12 protein-coding genes are annotated in these 18,609 nt (G+C 44.6%); 5 read left to right on the forward strand and 7 right to left on the reverse strand.

The window, feature by feature from the left end; all coding sequences use genetic code 11:
* Positions 1–84: 84 nt before the first annotated feature.
* Positions 85–867, reverse strand: coding sequence for an Fpg/Nei family DNA glycosylase (locus tag WBA23_RS04705; protein ID WP_424581094.1), 783 nt, complete (start codon positions 865–867; stop codon positions 85–87).
* A 298-nt stretch (positions 868–1,165) separates the two neighbouring features.
* Entirely contained in the window at positions 1,166–3,064 is a 1,899-nt protein-coding gene (locus WBA23_RS04710) for a M1 family metallopeptidase (RefSeq protein ID WP_424581095.1), read from the reverse strand.
* Positions 3,065–3,192: 128 nt separating this feature from the next.
* Between WBA23_RS04710 and WBA23_RS04715 the strand changes: the two genes are divergently transcribed.
* Genes WBA23_RS04715 through WBA23_RS04730 form a run of 4 tightly spaced genes read left to right on the forward strand, consistent with a single transcriptional unit; the run spans position 3,193 to position 7,704 of the window.
* Positions 3,193–3,795: a biliverdin-producing heme oxygenase gene (locus WBA23_RS04715; RefSeq protein WP_424581096.1), complete on the forward strand. Its 603-nt coding sequence runs from the start codon at positions 3,193–3,195 to the stop codon at positions 3,793–3,795.
* A gap of 2 nt (positions 3,796–3,797) precedes the next feature.
* On the forward strand, positions 3,798–6,143 hold the full coding sequence (locus WBA23_RS04720) for an ATP-binding protein (RefSeq protein WP_424581097.1): 2,346 nt from the start codon (positions 3,798–3,800) through the stop codon (positions 6,141–6,143).
* A 4-nt stretch (positions 6,144–6,147) separates the two neighbouring features.
* Positions 6,148–6,579 (forward strand): response regulator, encoded by a 432-nt coding sequence (locus WBA23_RS04725; RefSeq protein WP_424581098.1) that lies wholly within the window; start codon positions 6,148–6,150, stop codon positions 6,577–6,579.
* Between the two features lie 9 nt (positions 6,580–6,588).
* Positions 6,589–7,704, forward strand: coding sequence for a sensor histidine kinase (locus WBA23_RS04730; protein WP_424581099.1), 1,116 nt, complete (start codon positions 6,589–6,591; stop codon positions 7,702–7,704).
* 10 nt (positions 7,705–7,714) lie between these two features.
* On the opposite strand, the gene WBA23_RS04735 is transcribed toward WBA23_RS04730, so the two are convergent.
* Together WBA23_RS04735 and WBA23_RS04740 are read right to left on the reverse strand one after the other, a co-directional pair.
* Positions 7,715–8,809, reverse strand: coding sequence for an alginate lyase family protein (locus WBA23_RS04735; protein WP_424581100.1), 1,095 nt, complete (start codon positions 8,807–8,809; stop codon positions 7,715–7,717).
* Between the two features lie 12 nt (positions 8,810–8,821).
* Positions 8,822–9,793: a polyprenyl synthetase family protein gene (locus WBA23_RS04740; protein ID WP_424581101.1), complete on the reverse strand. Its 972-nt coding sequence runs from the start codon at positions 9,791–9,793 to the stop codon at positions 8,822–8,824.
* Between the two features lie 246 nt (positions 9,794–10,039).
* Between WBA23_RS04740 and WBA23_RS04745 the strand changes: the two genes are divergently transcribed.
* The gene (locus WBA23_RS04745; protein WP_424581102.1) at positions 10,040–10,810 is read left to right on the forward strand and encodes a DUF6503 family protein; all 771 of its coding nucleotides are present in this window, start codon (positions 10,040–10,042) and stop codon (positions 10,808–10,810) included.
* 236 nt (positions 10,811–11,046) lie between these two features.
* Here the strand turns inward: WBA23_RS04745 and WBA23_RS04750 are convergent, their stop codons facing one another.
* The 3 genes from WBA23_RS04750 to murI form a co-directional block, all read right to left on the reverse strand.
* Positions 11,047–16,149, reverse strand: a complete 5,103-nt coding sequence (locus WBA23_RS04750) for a C25 family cysteine peptidase (protein WP_424581103.1) — start codon at positions 16,147–16,149, stop codon at positions 11,047–11,049.
* On the reverse strand, positions 16,142–17,233 hold the full coding sequence (locus tag WBA23_RS04755; protein WP_424581104.1) for a PorV/PorQ family protein: 1,092 nt from the start codon (positions 17,231–17,233) through the stop codon (positions 16,142–16,144). Before WBA23_RS04755 ends, WBA23_RS04750 begins: the two co-directional genes overlap by 8 nt.
* 251 nt (positions 17,234–17,484) lie before the next feature.
* On the reverse strand, positions 17,485–18,315 hold the full coding sequence (murI, locus tag WBA23_RS04760; RefSeq protein ID WP_424581105.1) for a glutamate racemase: 831 nt from the start codon (positions 18,313–18,315) through the stop codon (positions 17,485–17,487).
* Between the last annotated feature and the right edge of the window lie 294 nt (positions 18,316–18,609).

An 18,609-nucleotide genomic window follows, 5' to 3' on the forward strand; every position in this document is an offset into this window, starting at 1 on the left:
ATGACTTTTAGTAAAGAGCCACCATACCTATTGGTAGGAGAGAAGTACCAGATTGGAATTTAAAAGAAAGGTACTAACTGATCATTACAATCTCTGTCGCTCAGCATCAATATAGGTGCTTCGTCCGCCTACCTTCAGTATTTCTAAATTGATCTCTTCCTGGCGGTGCTGATTTTTGGACCAACGGTAGGTTACTAAAAATTCGTCAGGAAAGTCTTCGTAGCGAGATTCTAGCTCGACAGCAGTTTTGAGGATATACTTCATCTTATCAAAGATACTTTGCACCTTGGCATCACTTAGTTCGTTCGCCCGGCATTCGGGATGGATGCCTGCTTGGTACAAAATGTCATCTACTATCCAATTGCCTAATCCGGCTACGGTGCTCTGGTTCATCAGTAGAGGCTTGATTAGTCCGGTTCGTCCATCCAGTATTTCCTGAAATTCTTTCCAAGAAACAGTGAGGGCATCGGGGCCTAACTTTTTGTCTTTCTGGTAGGTTGATAAACTTTCTGTCAGCCCAATCCGGCCCAAAATACGCGGACAACGAAATGCCAGAAAAAAACCATCGTCTAGAGCAAACAGCACTTTCGTAAATCTTGGCGCATCTTCCTGGTCTTTAAATGAGCGCAACGATCCGGTCATACCAAAATGCATCGTCATCCAGCCGCCGCCACTTAGTTTTACCAATAAATGTTTACCAATGCGCTGGGTTTCTTCCCATCGTTGACCTACCACTGACTGCTGTAATTCTTCGGGAGAGACGGTGACTACCCGCGGTTCAATTACTTCCACGCCCGTTACTTTCCGCCCAGTGGCGGTCATATTAAAAAACTTCTGATACGTGGCTACTTCGGGTAATTCGGGCATAGGTTTTTAGTGTTAGAGTGCGATGTGCTTTATTGCGTAGTGTTTAAGTTTAGGGTATTAAGTTTTGAGTTGAACATAGGGGAGGTAAACTCAAAGCTTTAAGCTCAGAACCCTAAGAGCGTATTTGAACTTCACCTTTTAGTTTTCTTATGGTTTTTTTCAGTCATACTTCAGCCGCGCTACGGCGGCTTTTTTGCGGACGATAGCTCAATCTATCCTCCTTAAAAAAAGCTCCGCCTGACCAAAAAATACTTCATAATAAGTTCTAAACATAAAATCCAAACACGCTCTAAAACCTTTAGTTTTTGGTTAACCCTTCTTCGGAAAAAGTGGATGGGTTTACACTAGGGTAGGTATTGTTAGATCGGTCAATGTCGGCCATTTTACCCGAAGGGTCTAAGGTAATCTGTTGAATGTCACGCTTAGCACGATCAATAGTTAGCTGATAGGTTGGGAAGGTCCAGGGCCAGTCTCGCAGAACGGTTCTTTCAATTTCTCCCTCCGCACTTTTTTCTCCGCGCATCATTCGCAATGGAACATAAAATAAGTCCTGACTACCATCTTGGTAGGTCACTAATACTTCTTGGGGCATAGGCATCAGTCCAATTCGCTCAATGATAACCTTCGTTTCCCCACTTTCACCTTCTACTGATTGTATGCTGTAATCAATCGTACTCGTACTATTCACAAAATACTCAAAGTACCAGTCTAGCTCTAGCCCTGATTCTTTTTCCATTATCCGTTTGAAATTTGTTACGGTAGGGTGCTTAAATTTCCACTCATTGAAGTAGCGACGCATTGCTCGGTCTAATACATCCTGCCCAACAATGTAACTAAGTTGGTGCAGCAGTACTGCTCCTTTGGAATAGGAAGCCGAACCGTAGGCTCGGTTTGTATCAAAATGGTCGGCGTGAGTAGTAAGAGGTTCTTCCAAACCAGATTGCACCAAAGCAAAATACCCCCCGTACGATCTGGCCTGCTCCTGCCCGTTGGCGCGTCCTGGCCCAAATATTTGAGCCATTGTACGGTTTGTGGCGTATGACGTAAATCCTTCGTCCATCCAAGCGTACAGGCTTTCGTTAGAGCCTAACACTCCTTGGTACCAACTATGTAAAAATTCGTGTACCGTAACTCCTACCAAACTGCGGAGCGGTCGGTGCCCAGTAATTAGCGTAGACATAGGATATTCCATCCCTCCGTCGCCGCCTTGAACTACCGAAAACTCTTCATACGGGTACTTTCCAAAAGTTTGGTTCACGTACTGAAATGCTTTTGCTGTAAATTCGGGCAGCCTCTCCCAATTTTCAGCAAGGGTATCGGTTTGGTAAAAGAACCGTAGCAACGGACCATCGGGTACTTGAGCAGTAGTGTGCCGATAGTCAGGGTCAGCCGCCCACATAAAGTCGTGCACGTTCTCAGCAGCAAAGTGGTAGGTAAGTATTCCACTACTGGGTCGCTTAAGCTTTTCGCCAGCCGGTAAGTAGCCATGACCAATTTCTTCGGGATTCTGGAGCACACCCGTTCCGGCTATTACGTAAGAAGAGTCAATTGAGATTTTAACATCAAAATCGCTCCAGATACCGTAGAACTCTCGGCCAATATAAGGATTGGCGTGCCAGCCATGCTGATCGTATTCGGCCATTTTTGGATACCACTGAGCCATTGAGTAACGTATTCCTTCCGCATTGTCGCGCCCCGTTCGGCGAATTTGCGATGGTACCTGAGCGGTAAACTCCATTTCAAAAGTGCTTTTCTTTCCTGGTAAAATGGGTTCATTCAGGGTGACTTCCAGAATGGTTCCTTCCACTTCGTAGTTGAGCGTTTCTCCATCTTGTTGGAGGGAACTGATGCGTTGGTAACCAATTTCATCTTCGCCTAAGTACAGAATGCGGTCCATCACCCGACGGTCAGGGTCAGCAATAGTGCGAGCGCGAACATCCATCATACTACCCGGTTGAAAAGCATTGAAGTACAAATGGTAAAATACCTGGCTCAGTGTATCAGGAGAATTATTTTGGTATACTAATTTTTGCGTACCACTCAACTGATTAGTAGTTACGTTCATAGCTATTTCCATAGTGTACTGCGCCTGCTGCTGCCAGTACGTAGATTGACCCAGCGTTAGAGTAGGAAATAAGGTTGCTAGTGAAGCGCAAAAGAGTGATAGCAGAATAGTAGATGATAAATATTTGATCATAAGGCAGGTAGTGTTTTTCTCTATAAAAACCGGTAAGTTATGCTCAATTGATATAACCCCCAAACAGGATTTCAGTTTACTTAAACATTATTTATGTATCTTTCCGTAAGATTTCCCCCAAATATTATATGTCATTTCACACGAAAATTAAGGAAGCTACTCAGCACCAGCACCAAGCTACGGAGCAGTTGCTTTTCCCTCAACAGAACTGGTCAGATTTATCATTAGATCAGTATCGTGAGTTTTTGCAAATTCAGTACGTGTTTTATCAGCGGGCCGAACAACAGATTGACGTGGCTCTTAGTCCGGGGTTGCGACAAATGCTTGATTGGTCTAACCGTCAGAAGCTCCCCTGGATTGAAGCCGACCTGCTAGAGATTAATGCGATTACTCCCGTTGGATTTCCCAAAGATATGATGGTTGCTTCGGAAGGAGAAGCGATGGGTTTGCTATACGTGACCGAAGGTTCAACACTGGGTGGACGAATGATTATGAAGGCACTACAGAAGAATGAGAAAATTGCTCCGTACACTTCGTTTCGTTTTTTATCAGGATACGGAGCAGATACTTCTGCGTACTGGAAATCTTTTCTCCGTGTTTTGGAGGATAATCATCATCAGCCTGAAACTGTGATTGCGGCGGCTCAGCAAGGTTTTGATTTATTTTCTCAAAGTGTTTATCTTATTCGCGAAAAGCAATTAGCTAAACAGCCCCCACTACGATCTATTTAACTATGTATTCGCAAGAAGAATCGTCTGCACCCGAAGTAACTTTAGCTAATTGTGATCAGGAACCCGTTCATACTCCGGGTAGTATTCAGCCTCATGGAATACTGATAGTACTCGATGAAAATGATTTTACTATTCGGCGAATTAGTGCGAATGCTTCTGCTATTTTGGGGCGTGAGCCAGAAGGTTTGTTTGGTCAGCCATTGGAATCACTTCTTCAAGAAGATTACGTTCAATTGCTACGAGAAGAGGTGCCAACTCAGAAGAAAGCCCGACAAAATGCTTTCCTGAAGAATATCAACCCTCTACGTATGACAATGGATGTACGAGGAAAAGAGGTAGCTTTTAATGGTGTCGTGCACTTCACTAATGCCGGTTTGATATTAGAATTAGAAATGCTTTCTAATGAGAATACGCTGTCTTTCACTCATTTCTATGACCTCTCCCGTAAGTCACTACTTGCATTGCAAAGCACTGATGAGTTGGATGAGTTGTATCAAGTGGCGGTGCGGGAGGTACAATCGCTTACTGGGTTTAATCGAGTATTACTCTATCAGTTTGATGATGAATGGAATGGTGACGTAGTTGCTGAAGCTAGCAGCGAAGGAGTCGATAGCTACTTGGGCCTGCATTTTCCCCATACCGATATTCCTGCCCAAGCCCGGGCTCTGTACACCATAAACTGGCTGCGCTATATTCCGGATGCTACGTACCATCCTGTACCTATACTATCTCCAGGCGATAATACTCCGCTCGACTTAAGCCACAGTCTACTCAGAAGTGTTTCACCTATTCACCAAGAATATTTGGCAAATATGGGGGTGAAGGCTACACTAACTATTTCGCTCATTAAAGATAATAAACTGTGGGGGCTGATTGCCTGCCACCATCAGGATACTTTGGTGTTGCCGTACCAGCTTCGCATTGCCAGTGAGTACATTGGCCAGATTTTGTCTTTGCAACTAGCACTAAAGCAAAAAAGCGAGAATCAGACTATGATGTTGACCCTCCGGCGCATCCATGCTTTACTTATTGAAAACGTTACACGAAAAAGAGATTACGAAGCTAGTTTTCTTAGCTCAGAAAAAGAAACCTTGGCTCTAACCGAATCTACTGGGGCTGCGATCTGCCACGAGGGGCGTACTACCCTAATTGGATTTACTCCTACTCAATTAGAAGTAAAGGAGCTTTGTTCCTGGGCAAGTCGGCAAGTAGATGAGCAGGACAACCTGTTTCATACCAATCGCTTAACCGACCATTACCCGGCGGCAAAAGACTTTGTAAACCAAGTTGCCGGATTGTTGGCGGTGCTCATTGCTCGACCTCAACAAAGCTATATTTTGTGGTTTCGCCAAGAGGTAATTCAAGAAGTGAACTGGGGGGGAGAACCCAAAAAATTTTATCAACAAGAAGAAAACGGGACTATTAAGCTTCATCCCCGTAAATCCTTTGATCTATGGAAAGAACGAGTTGAGGGGGCCTCTTTACCTTGGGCAGAAGAACATATTAGTATGGCTCAAGAGCTAAGCTACGCTATTAAAGATATTTTTGTATTCAAAGCTGAAGAGTATCGTCAGCAAAACGAACAATTAGTAAAATTAAATGATGAACTAAAGTTAGAGAATAAGCGGCGCAAACATGTGCAAGCGGCTTTGGAACGCTCTAATGCTGAACTAGAACGCTTTGCCTACGTAGCTTCGCACGATCTTCAGGAGCCGCTACGGGCCGTGAGTAACTTCAGTATGTTATTAAAAAAACGGTACGCTGATAAAATAGACGAACGTGCCGATAAGTACATCCGCTTTATTGTGGATGGCACCTCTCGGATGCAAACATTGATTGATGATATTTTAGCGTTTTCGCGGATAGAGAGGAAGGGCAATCGTTTTGTGCAGGTAGATATCCAAAAACTGATTCAAGAAGTTAAATCTAACCTGAGTGTTCCTATTCAGGAGACAAAAGCTATAATTAAACATCATGATCTGCCAACCATAACCGGCGACCAAGCACAATTAAGGCAGCTTTTTCAGAATTTAATTAGTAACGCCCTGAAGTATCGTCATAGCGACGTATTACCTAAAATCCATATTCGCTGTGAAGAGCAAGAAACCGCTTGGCAATTTTCCGTCGCCGACAATGGAATAGGTATAGAAAAGGAATTTTTTGATCGGATATTCGTCATTTTTCAACGTCTTCACTCATCTCGTGAGTATTCCGGCACCGGAATTGGGTTAGCTATTTGCCAGCGTATCTCCGAAACGCATCAGGGGAAAATATGGGTCAAATCCGTATTAGGCGAAGGAAGCACCTTCTATTTCACTATTAGCAAACGCTTAAAACTATCTGAATAACCGTATGGCAATTGAAGTACTACTCGTAGAAGACAGCGAAGCCGATGCCGCTTTGGTAGAAGAATCGTTGGAAGATAGCAAGTTAAAAGTTAAATTGCATATTGTGCAAGACGGTGTAGAAGCCGTAAACTACTTAAATAAACAGGGTGAGTTTCAAGATGTTGGTACTCCCGATATTATTATACTAGACCTGAACCTACCAAGAAAAGACGGTCGAGAAGTACTGGAAGAAATAAAAGGAGACGAGTATCTTAAACGAATTCCGGTAGTAGTATTAACTACTTCCTCGGCCGAAGAAGATATCTACCGTTCTTATAAGCTGCACGCCAACTGCTATATTACGAAGCCATTAGATTTTGATCAATTTTCTAAAATTGTGGCTTCCATAGAAGATTTCTGGTTTACCATTGTTAAGCTTCCCCCTCGCGGTGAGTAACTTTTAGCTATGAGAGAAATTAACATTTTACTAGTCGAAGACAACCTCACTGATCAAGAAATAGTAAAAGAGATGCTGATAGGCACTCAGCTTTTTCAATACAACTTAGAAGTATGTGAGAGAATCAACCATGCTGTTAAGTGTATGGATCAGCAAAAGCCTGATATTATTCTACTGGATTTATCATTGCCTGATAGTACTGGAGTGCAAACGTTAGAGAAACTTCAGAAACGAGACTCGTCTATTCCTATTGTGATTCTTACCGGTTTGGATGACCCCGACGTGGGGGTAGAAGCAATCAACATGGGAGCGGAAGATTATCTCTCTAAACAGGAAATTAATACTGAGCATCTATTAGCTAAAACTATTTCATTTGCTATAGAGCGCCATAAGCTGAAGCGTGAGCTTTTTTTAGCAATGAACCACCTTCAGAAGTATAACGACAAATTGAAGGACTACTCTTACGTGATTACTCATGATCTGAAGTCTCCCCTAACGAACCTTCGCTCATTGGTTGAGATGTTCCAACAGACCGACGATGTAGATTTTCAGCATAAAGTTATAGAAAGAATAGAATCTAGCGTAAACCGGCTGGATAATATGATTCGTGGCTTCTCTAATGTGTTTCTTGCGGAAAGAGATTTATCAAAACAACCGGAGGCTATCAACGTTCAACTTGCTATTAGTGAAGTAGAAGATCAGCTCGCTGAAATTATCCGTAGCACCAATACTCGTATCTCCACCAATTTTAGTGAAGCCGACACTGTATGCTTTGTGCCTGTACTGTTCAACAGTATTCTGCAGAACTTAGTAACTAATTCTATTAAGTACCGAGACGAAAACCGGGAGCCACGCATTAGCATTATTACCGAAGATGCCGACGACTACGTTATTGTGCATTTTGAGGACAATGGTATTGGGATTAATCTGGAACGACATCAGCAGCAGCTCTTCAAGCTTTTTAATCGGTTCGATACAAATAAAGCCCCGGGAACGGGAGTAGGCTTGTATATGATAAAGAATATTCTGGATGCCAGCGAAGGACGAATTGATATTGAGAGTACCGTTGGAGAAGGAACGCACTTTAAACTTTTTTTCAAAAAAGAAAAAGAGCTGGCGTTATAAAAAACTCGTGCTATTTAGTTCTTACTAAAGGGCTATTTAACAAGCCAACCCAGGTAGCAGTGTAACCTTTACTCCCTTTATGTACTATGCTATACCACGCTCTATGATAGTAACTAGCCCACTCAAAAAGTGGAATAGCCTCGGCTGGATCAAAGAGTATCCCTGGCTGGTATTCTTCCAACCCGGCGGCAGCTCGCTGGTGATCTAACTCCACCTTACTGTTCACCCACTCTTGGCGAACCTTCTGACCCGTAGCGTAAGGCACTACGTACGCTACTGATTTTTCTACAGAAGCCCCATCAGGAGATGTGTAAGAGAATAGGTCAAAAGCCGGATCAAATTTTTTAAGATTGATAAAAATAGAGAGAAGTGGTTTGAGCCCACCTACGTGATAGTGCAGCGCATCGCGCTGCGCCAAATCCCGACTAGTGCTATCAGCATAATAAGCCGTGTTAATATATTCTTTCAGCCCATTCAACGAAAACTGCTTCATCTCTTCATCATTAGTAACGCAACCAACAATACCAGCAATTTTCATGCGCTTGGCCTGCCAATTGTTGTTAGGAGTACGCTTCCGCTCCATTTGCTTACGAGCGATAGTCCGCATCCAAGCTTCTACTTGCTGCTGTTCACCTGAGCTAAAATAATCCCGAAACAGATAATAACTCCAAAATAGGGGGCAAAATTTATTCTCGTCAATTGTATTACCGGTAGGCTGATATGTGCCCGACCACGCTAATACAAATCGCTTGACTTGTGCAGCGTAGTGCTGACCGCCTTGCCCGTAACTGGCGTAGATGTAGCTAATAAGCTTATCAATATCAGCTAAACTCTTTCGGGTATCTATCCGGTCAGGATTGTTTTCCAGCAGTCCTTCGTAGTAAAGCACTGAAAGGGGGCGGGGCACCGCAGTTCGGTATAGCTCAGCCAAATCTACTACGCTATCGTATAGCTGCTGAACTTCGCCATGGGTAGCAATCTGTTGCCGAAGGCGATCAATCTCGGCTGAATCCAGTAGTACGGTGTTCGTAGTTTGGGCAATACCATTAACTTGAAAAACTAATGATAATAGCGTAAGCAAACAGTGTAGACGATAGGTGATCATTCCACTAATTTACTACTTTTCTCGTTCAATGGTGAAACTGACCAATCGGCTTAGCGACTGTTTGTACGTTGAGTCAGGAAAAGTGCAGAGAATCTGATTAGCTTCCTGATGAAACTGGTGCATTGCCTCAATGGCGTAGTCAATACCACCCGATTGCTTCACAAACTCAATAACCTCCTTCACCTTACTCGACTTCTCACTTTGGTTTTTAATGATGTAGATGATCCGTCGCTTATCCCTCCACGTGGCTTGATTAAGGGCATAAATCAGTGGCAAGGTCATCTTCTTTTCCTTAATATCAATACCGACTGGTTTACCAATTTCAGCATCGCCGTAGTCAAACAAGTCGTCTTTAATCTGAAAAGCGATACCTACTTTCTCGCCAAATAAGCGCATCTTCTCTACAGTTTTAACATCCGCCCCAGCTGAAGATGCACCTACTCCGCAGCAAGAGTTGATGAGTGAAGCTGTTTTCTGACGAATTACTTCGTAGTACACCTCTTCAGTAATATCTAAGCGGCGTGCTTTCTCTGCCTGTAACAATTCTCCCTCAATTATTTCGCGCACCGCAGTAGAAACAATTTTCAATAGGTCAAAATCTTCGTTCTCCACCGACAAAAGCATTCCTTTTGATAGCAAGTAGTCGCCTACTAATACTGCGATCTTATTCTTCCATAATGCATTGATTGAGAAGAAACCCCGGCGATAGTTAGAGGCATCTACTACATCGTCGTGGACTAGAGTGGCGGTATGCAGTAGTTCGATAAGCGCAGCCCCTCGGTAAGTAGCTTCGGAAATAGTACCGACCGTACCAGCTGTTAGAAATACAAACATTGGGCGCACCTGCTTTCCTTTGCGCTTCACAATGAAGTTCATGATCTTATCCAGTAGCATCACGTTACTCTTCATAGAGTCGCGAAACTTTATTTCAAAATCCGCCATTTCTTGCCGGATCGGTGCCTGGATTTCCTCGATGTTGTTCATGGGATGTGCCGCGTGCAATATTAGAACCTAATCCGACTAATGACAAGTAACTCAACCAGAAAGGATAATAAGTGTTATGTTTTCTGATAATAGAGTGTTGTAGTACATTAGTAGTCTGGGAAATGATGTGAAGGGTTCAAAAGTTCTGAGTTCAACGTTAGTTGACTTGAACTCAGAACTATAACACTTTAACACCACAACACTTTTCCAGACTGGTTCGTAAGCAACATTGTTACTTGTACCACTATGCGCTATCCATTTCTCTTTTTATTCTGTGTTTTTGCAGTCCTTGGTTTTGCTTGTCAGTCTGATCCCGACCCTAAAGAAATTATTGACCAAGCTATTGCGGCTCACGGAGGGGAAGATTACGATGGCAAGCATATTTCTTTCTCATTTCGCGATCGTGATTATGATGTGTATCTCAATAATGGACAGTTTACCTACGAACGGAGCTGGGAAGATTCTCTTGGAAGTATTCACGATATTCTTAATAATCAGAGCTTTACCCGAAAAATTGACGGTAACGAAGTCACACTGTCTTCAGAAGATAAGCAGCGCTACGCTAACTCACTAAACTCGGTAGTTTATTTTGCATTACTGCCCCAACCACTTACCGACCCGGCAGTGAAAGCGACGTATCTGGAAGTTGATACGATCAACTCGGAGCAATATCACAAAGTGCAGGTAACCTTTGAACAAGCCGGGGGCGGTACTGATTTTGATGATGTGTTCGTCTACTGGTTTCATCAAGATAAGCATACGATGGACTATCTTGCCTACGAGTTTCACGTAAACGGGGGCGGAACTCGCTTCCGGGAAGCCTATAATGCGCGGGAAGTCAACGGTGTTCGCTTTGCTGATTTCGTTAATTATACCGACACGTTACATCAGTTCTCTTTAGAAGAGTATAATACCCAGTTTACTAACCAGCAAGTGCAAGAACTGTCTCGTATAGATTTAGAGAATGTAAGGGTTGAAGTGATTGAGCAGTCGGCTATCGCTGCTGAACGGAACTAGCTATTAAGTATTCCAATGAAGCTCTTTCGGTATTTCCCCGGATTTACTCTGGGATCTCCCGCATCGTAAGAGGGAGATGCCGCGTGGCGTCCACCGGAATTCGCGGAGCCTTCCATGCTGGGCCTCATCTGGCAATGATATTCCGAGTCATTTATTGTTACCTACTTAATATACTGGAGGCAACTATGATACAACCTCTCGCCGGTTTCTGGACTCCTGTCTCCAGAAACTAACGGCTACCGTAAAATATACAGTTTACCAAACTCTTTGGTGAATGCCCGGTCGGCAGAAGTCTCGCGACGTTCCATTGCCTGACCGTCGTTACGGACAACGACTCGGTATAAATACACTCCATTAGCCAGTTCATCACCGTACTCATCCCGCCCGTCCCAGGCGTATTCAGTAATATTGTTACCGATGCGGATGGGACCAATTTCATCCTGGGTGATTTCCCGCACAATTTTTCCGCTCACCGTCATAATCTGGATCTTTAACTGATCGGGAACCTCAGCGCCTGTTAGGGTAAACACAAAACGAGTGCTGGTAGAGAAGGGGTTGGGGTATGGATAGAAATGCGTAATCGCAGAAGCATTAATTACTTCAAAGGTAATCTCGTAGGGGTTCGCTCCCGAAGCATTACCACTAGCGTCGCTCACTTGTACTTGCAATCGGTACACGCCATCTTCCAATTCTTCTGGCTGATAGGTAATGGTAAAGGGAGTTTCATCGGTAGCAGGACTCCAACTAACGTCGGGCTGATCCAGGCTGATTCTTCGCAACTCATTATTCTGAGTTCGTGCGTTCTCAGTAGAAGCAGAAGCGTTTAGTTCAGTCTCCTCACGTCCTAAAAGAATATCGATACCAACGGTATCTAGCTTCTGTAGATACGGATTCTCATCGCGCACCTGAATGGTTACTAGAGGGCTGGGGGCTACAATATCACCGTCTATGATGTACACCCCGTCAAAGGCTACATCGACAATCGGATTGGTTTCGTCACCAATCACCTCCAGCCAGTTATCTACGCGTAGCGTGTTATTCGTGTAGATTTGCTCGGGCTGTTGCTGCGGATTTACCTGCATGGTGATGTCATTGGTTCCTATCCGCTGTCGGGTATCAACGGCAATAGTAAAGGTGGTAGTATCTTTACTGGCCGGAGCGGGAACATAAAGCGTATCTACTTCCGATTGGCGTTGCTCTTGATTGGCTAAGGTATACACAACAGCTAATGAATCGGAAAAATCTTGTTCGGATAGGTTATAAAATTCGCCCGAAAATGTCAGCGTTTCCCCTTCCTGTTTTTCTACTACGGCCTCTGAAACATCTACCGATATTAGGGTGCCTTCAGGCAATGTGCTATAAAGAATTATCCAGCTTTCAGGTTGGGCTGGAGTTTGCTCTATGGGGTCACTGGTTTCCAACACTAACCGCAAATACGGATACTGCTGGGCGTCAATGCCGCTTAAATCTACCGCCGGTTGTTCCGTCAAACCCGTTAGAAGCTCAACTACCTCTCCCGAATTATTTTCACCCAGAACCGTAAGGGCGTGGTCATCTCCGCCAATTTGAGTTCGCAACTCCTGCCACTTCCGGGCCGGACCAATACGCTTTCCTCGAATACTTCCACTGCGGTAGGGTTCGGTAATCTGTTCACTCAGGGAGATAACTTGTTCGTTTACGGAAATATCCAAGGTAGAGTCAGCCCGCACTACGGTTGCCGAACCGACGTCAGCATTTTTGCGACCTAAAATAATTAGTGGTTCTCCGGCTTGTAGATTAGCCAATGCATCAGGGGCCACTCCTAGTTCTTGCAACCTCGTAATCGTTTCTTCCGGCCAGACAGTAAAATCAACGTTCCCAAAAGAAAATAGTAGTACCGGATCATTATCGCCTACGGCATCTACAAACTGCTCTAATATTCGGCCACTGCCCGTGATTTGCCCGTTACTGAAATCATTAATAACCTGGGGGCGACGACCGCAGGTATTGGGATCGAGCACATCGAAGCCGCCTCGGGAAACTACCGCGTAAGGCAGCAACCCTTCTTGAGTGAAAGCTACAGCACCAATAGCGTTATTTTTACAAAGAAGCCGTGAATCAGTAGCGGTGGTTAAAACATACGGAATACCATTAAGAATTACGTCGGTATTCACGGTACCCTCTCCCCCCGAAACAGTTGCTTCCAAAGCTATACTACTCTGCTCAAACTCCCACCGACCGTTGCGGTAGGCTACGTTGGTCAGCGTATTTTCCTGCCACTGATTAGAATGTAGCTGCGCCCAGCCATCGTCGCTACTGCTCAAGTAAACAAATGAGCTATTATTCCAATCGTCTACTTCCCCGGCTAGCGGAGTAGTGTATTTGCTTCGCCAAAAATATACAGTACTATCTTCAGCAATTGGCAAGGTGACCGACCATTGAGCTAATGCTGTTGTGGCTAGGGTCACTTGCTGTTTCAGAGGGCTATTAAATGTGTTGGCGGTGTCCAGTTCAATAAGAATAGAGCGGGGCGATTTAGCCCGCAAAGTAGTCTGAAGATTACCAGGCTGCACCAGCAATTCAGTTTCTGTCGTGGCTACTATTCCGAAATTGGTAGGTGCGATATTAAGCGTTCCGCTAACGGGAACAAAATAATCAATGGCCGCCCGATTATTAGCTTCGTTAAGTTCAGTTACAGAATCGGGGCTATCAATAATAACCTCTAAGCGGTTGTTTCCGGCATTTGCCCCTTCTCGATTGAGTACAGTGAATTGCAGGGTATCTTGGTATAGCACTGGTGGGTACCATACTGGGCCGTAGGTTTGAACCGTGCCATCGCTAAAAGTTCGTTGTAACGATATGGCTAACGAATCGGTTTGAGTTCGACCAAAATTTCGGACGATGCAGTTTACCGCAAATGAATCGGATGCGGCAGTAACTGGTTCATCTTGGAGTTGAGTAACGAAGATATTATTGGTATTAATCTCGAAATCGGGCTGGCTGCGTCCGAACAAGGGAAGTGCTGGATCACCCTGATGTACCAGTTGCTGTACCTGAGATACGTGCATTTCCCAGGCTGATTCGCCTAACTGTGCTATAAACCGCCGCTCGCTCTCTTTTTTTACTGCGCCCAGTGGCTGATCTACCCACACACTATCACCGAACGCCACTTCATAAAATCGATCAGAATACTGCTTAAGCACACTAGAAATTCCGATGGAGCTATGAGCCATTACGTGTAATGCCCCTCGGTTGGCGGTACGAATCCAATCCTCCCCAAAGGTGGTGGCAGTACTAAAAACGTTTCCCGCATTACAGCCATTGAGCAAAATAGCCGGATATTTTCCCTGGTTGCGATAGCCAAATTCGTCATTCGATACGAACCCAATGTCCATATCACTGATAGTAGTGGAGGAGTGGCCAAAAAATGTGATAAGCGAAACACCCCGATTCACTTCTTCAGCAATATTGATGAGTTCAGAGACACTATTCGTTTTTTTCTGCTGGGTAGCTACTTCTCCGCCTAAGAAATGATTCTTGGCAATAGCCGCGAAATTATCTACGTAGCGAGCATAGAGCGTTAACTCTGAGGCGGAAACTCCTCCGCTCAAGTGCACCAGATTCTTTTTCCAAAGGGCTTCGCGAGTACTGCTTTCTTGATAATCTTCGGCTAGCGTTTGGCCCTCTTCTTCCTTTACTTTATCAAGATAATTAGCAACCTCCTGAGCTGTATTGGCATTTATTCTTCCGGTTGGTATGGCCACGCCAATTCCGTCACTACCCGCCAAACCAGCCGTAAATATTACGTCCGATCCGGGTATGCCCCCCGGTGGAATATAATCATGTACCTCAAAAGTAGCTGGGTCGCGACGATGATAATTGTGGTTAACGGTAAGTCCTTTCCCAATAAGTAGTAAGTTTTCGGGGCTACCCACCGAAAGCATGTAATCGGCAAAGCGGCGAATAGCCAACGGGTTAATTTCTCCGTAGCTGAACAAATTATAAAGTTGATCAATATCAACCAACCGTGGCTGATGGCCGGTACTGATCCGATAATCGTGGTAAGCACCGATCGGGTCGCGGTACGCACCGGCAGGCTGCCGAAGTGCCGGATGACCTACTATTAGAAATTTGGCTGAAGCTTCTAATGTAGGCATAGTAACCCGCTGAACATCAACTATTGGCTGTAGCTCAGCTAATAACAGTTTCCGAGGCACATTGGCATTAGGAATAATCGCCGAGAGCGTGTTTCCGGTAATATTGTAACCAATTACTTCGGCACCGTCTGATTCCGAGATGTCCCAAAGCTGTGCATTCGCCGGAGGATCGTCTACTTCTAAATATGACTTGCTATTCGTGTTGGCTACTAAGTTCAGCAGCTGATTCTGATTTTGAGCATCGGGCTGCTGAGCGTAGTTGATCTCTAACAGAGCTAAAGAAATATTGTCGGCTTTGCTATCTACTCCGTTCACCGTTAACCGAACAACCATTTGATCACTACCTACATCTGACCATGCGAGGGTTGTATCAATTTGATAGCTATCGTAGTAACTGAATTCGGCAGTAGTTAATGTTCGTAAAGAACCAGCACTGCTTCCCACCTGAATAGTGACGTTGTGCTGCTGATTATTGCGTCCCGTAAGCACCAGTTGCAAATTGGGGCTGGGACCGCTACTAACGGTATTTCTCACGGGGATGGTGTAGTCTACGGATTCTCCTTGTTTTATCCGCTTGCCTGTCCAGCCTTCTCCGTAGTCAAAGGTACTAAGCCGCGATGTAACCCGACTAGGTGAGCCTATTGGATATAATCGCCCTTGCGCGTATTCATCCGCAAATATTAGTCGCTCAGTCTGCAAGTGATACGTTTCGGCAGGCAATCCTCCTACATTGTTTTCAGAAAATGATATTGCCCGTTTACCTACTCCTGCATCTAATCGCCAAGTGAGGAAGTATGCGGTTGTATCGGAATACAAATTATAGTGGGAGTGTGGCTGAGCCGTACTAGGTTCATAGAGTTCAGCATCTAGAGTCCCATCGTTGCGTTGTCCGTAAAAGCGGATGTAATCCTCAGGATTGAAGCGAGCGTCTTGTTGCCCTCGTACCTCAATTGCCTGTTCTACTCCTCTAAAAAAGAGTTGAACACGACGAGGGTCTACCGATACCACTGGAAACCCCGCCTGCTGAAGAGTGGCGTAGTCGAGTTGATAAATGCCATCTCCTCCGATTGAAATTTTGTAGTACTGTTGGTTGTTAACGATCCATTCGTTGCCGAAGCGTTGCGCTTTGGCGCAATGAACAATGAGCAATGAACAATGAACAATGACTGCGATAAGAGCTATAAATAACCTTGGCTTATTCATTCTCTTGCGATTTTCCAAAGCCTAGTTTGAGGGAGAAAACGTGGGAGTAGAGTGATTCGGATTGATCGCCAATATCGGTCAATGCATAATCAATCTGGAGCTTACCTAGCACTACTCCTACTCCAAAATCGGGCTGATACGTTCGGTAGGTGCTGCCGTCGAAGTTTTTCACCAGCTGCACGTTTCCAACTCCGGCTCGGAGAAAGACAATTTTCTCGTAGTTTAACTCTAAACCAACCGAAGGATCAATGGAAGTTATATCCGAACCCACCAGCACATTGCGCTGACCATCAAAAGTGAAAGTAGCATCAACCGTTGCCAGTACGCCTACGCGGTTCTGCCAGAAACGCTGCGATTTTCCAATTCCTAATGTTGCTCGGGGTAGGGTAAGTTCTACCGAATTATCAGGAATCTGATTACCGGTTTGGGTATACACATCAATCACTAATTCGGAATTATGCGACCAGGCGTTAAACGTACCGGTAATATCGTGTAGCATTAACCCAAATTGCCAGCCAGCCAGCCGATACTGTGCTCCCGCATCCAATCCAAAACCCCAGGCATTAGCGAAGTCTCCCACGTTGCGGTGAACCACTTTAAAATTAACCCCCAACTGTAAACGGGGAATTGCTCGTAACCGGCGGGCGTAGGAGAATAGAAAAGCGTAGTCGGCCGCAGAGAAGAAGCGAATGCGGTCGTAATTAATCCGCCCATTGGCATCGTATAAAAAGCGCGTATCGGGAATATCGTCCACCGCAAAGCGAATCACCGATATTCCCAAACTACTTAGCGAATCAATACGAGTAGCGAATCCACCGTAGTCGAAATTAGCGATACCCGCGAAGTACTCAGCGTGCATGAGTGAGGCTTCGTAAGGATTTTCTAAACTGGCCAATCCAGCGGGGTTCCAGTAGCCCGAAGTAACGTCGTTTACCACTGCGGTTTGGGTACCCGCCATGCCTAGTCCTCGGCCACCAATACCAATGGCTAAAAACTCATTACTGTACTTTGGTGTGCGGATTTGAGCTTGCGCAGAAAATGCGAGAAAACTAAAGAGGAAGCAACTCAGAACTTTGAGGCGCATAGAATTAAATTAGCTAATTATCAGCAAGCTAACGTCTTCCCTTTAAAAAATTCTCTAGCGAATAGGTACCGTTACGTAAGTTTATTTATGGCTTAAAAACAACTCTCGGCAACAGAAACTATTGAACTACTAGTGAATTGAACTATGCCAAAAAAGACTTGTTTTTTCCAAAGTAAATCGAGATAGTTAGCTGATGTTGCCAGTGTTAAGAACTATGTGCTTTTTACAGTGATTTAACAGAAAGTTACACCTTACAATTGCAAGTGTTCAGCTTGTACGGGACAGTTACGCAAAAATACCTGCGCTTTAGTATCAAAATTTTCGGTTGACTCGGTCGTGAAATATTTACGGGTTCCTCGTTGGGTGCACCGCCTCGCTATTTCAGGATGTTTTGTTAAATAACGTATCAAGCTGCTAGCGACAATTTCACCCTGGGGGATAAGTCGAATGTGGGGCGGTAAAAACTTACTAATCTGATGTGCTAGGAGGGGGTAGTGCGTACACGCTAACAGAATAGTATCAATACTAGCTGAACGTTGGAGCAGACGATCAACGTGCTGACGGATAAAATATTCTGCCCCCGCCGTATTGTGCTCGTTATTCTCTACCAGTGGAACCCACATGGGGCAAGCTTCCTGGTAGATCGTTACTTCAGGGAAGAATCTACGAATTTCTATTGGATACGATTCTGAGTTAACCGTTCCTTCAGTTGCAAAAATACCTACGTGCCCGCTTTTAGAGTAGCTGCCAATAATTTCAGTAGTAGGACGAATGACTCCTAGTACCCGACGTGAGCCGTTTAGTACCGGTAGATCGCGTTGCTGAATGGTACGAAGCGCTTTAGCCGAAGCTGTGTTGCAGGCTAAAATTACTAAATTACACCCCTGATTGAACAAATGACGCACGCATTCCAGGGTATAATGATAGACTACATCAAAAGAACGAATTCCGTAGGGGTTACGGGCATTATCACCGAGGTAGATATAATCATACTCCGGCAATTGCTTTAGTAACTCCTGAAAAATAGTAAGTCCTCCGTAACCGGAGTCAAATACCCCAATGGGCCCCGCTGGATGATTCATTCTTGATTGCTTGCGTCTGATTACCTGAATTGCACAGCTATCATGCCAGTTTTAGTCGCCGATAGGGCGGTGAGTTTCCCCTTACTTTAACTTTTACTATTTTCGTAGATTAGCTCAAGGTCACGAATTACGTAGCCTTGTGTATCATAAAAACTCGTTTTAGAAGTATGACCCGCATTGTAGCTATAAAGCCCATTCGTTCGGAAGTAGATTGCGATGAAGCAGTTAAGCGCATCGATCAACTTTTAGACATAAACCCTGAACTAGGAACCCCCGAAGAAGATGAGTTGGAAG

This window comes from Tunicatimonas sp. (genome assembly GCF_049647865.1).
Taxonomy (GTDB): Bacteria; Bacteroidota; Bacteroidia; order Cytophagales; family Cyclobacteriaceae; genus Tunicatimonas.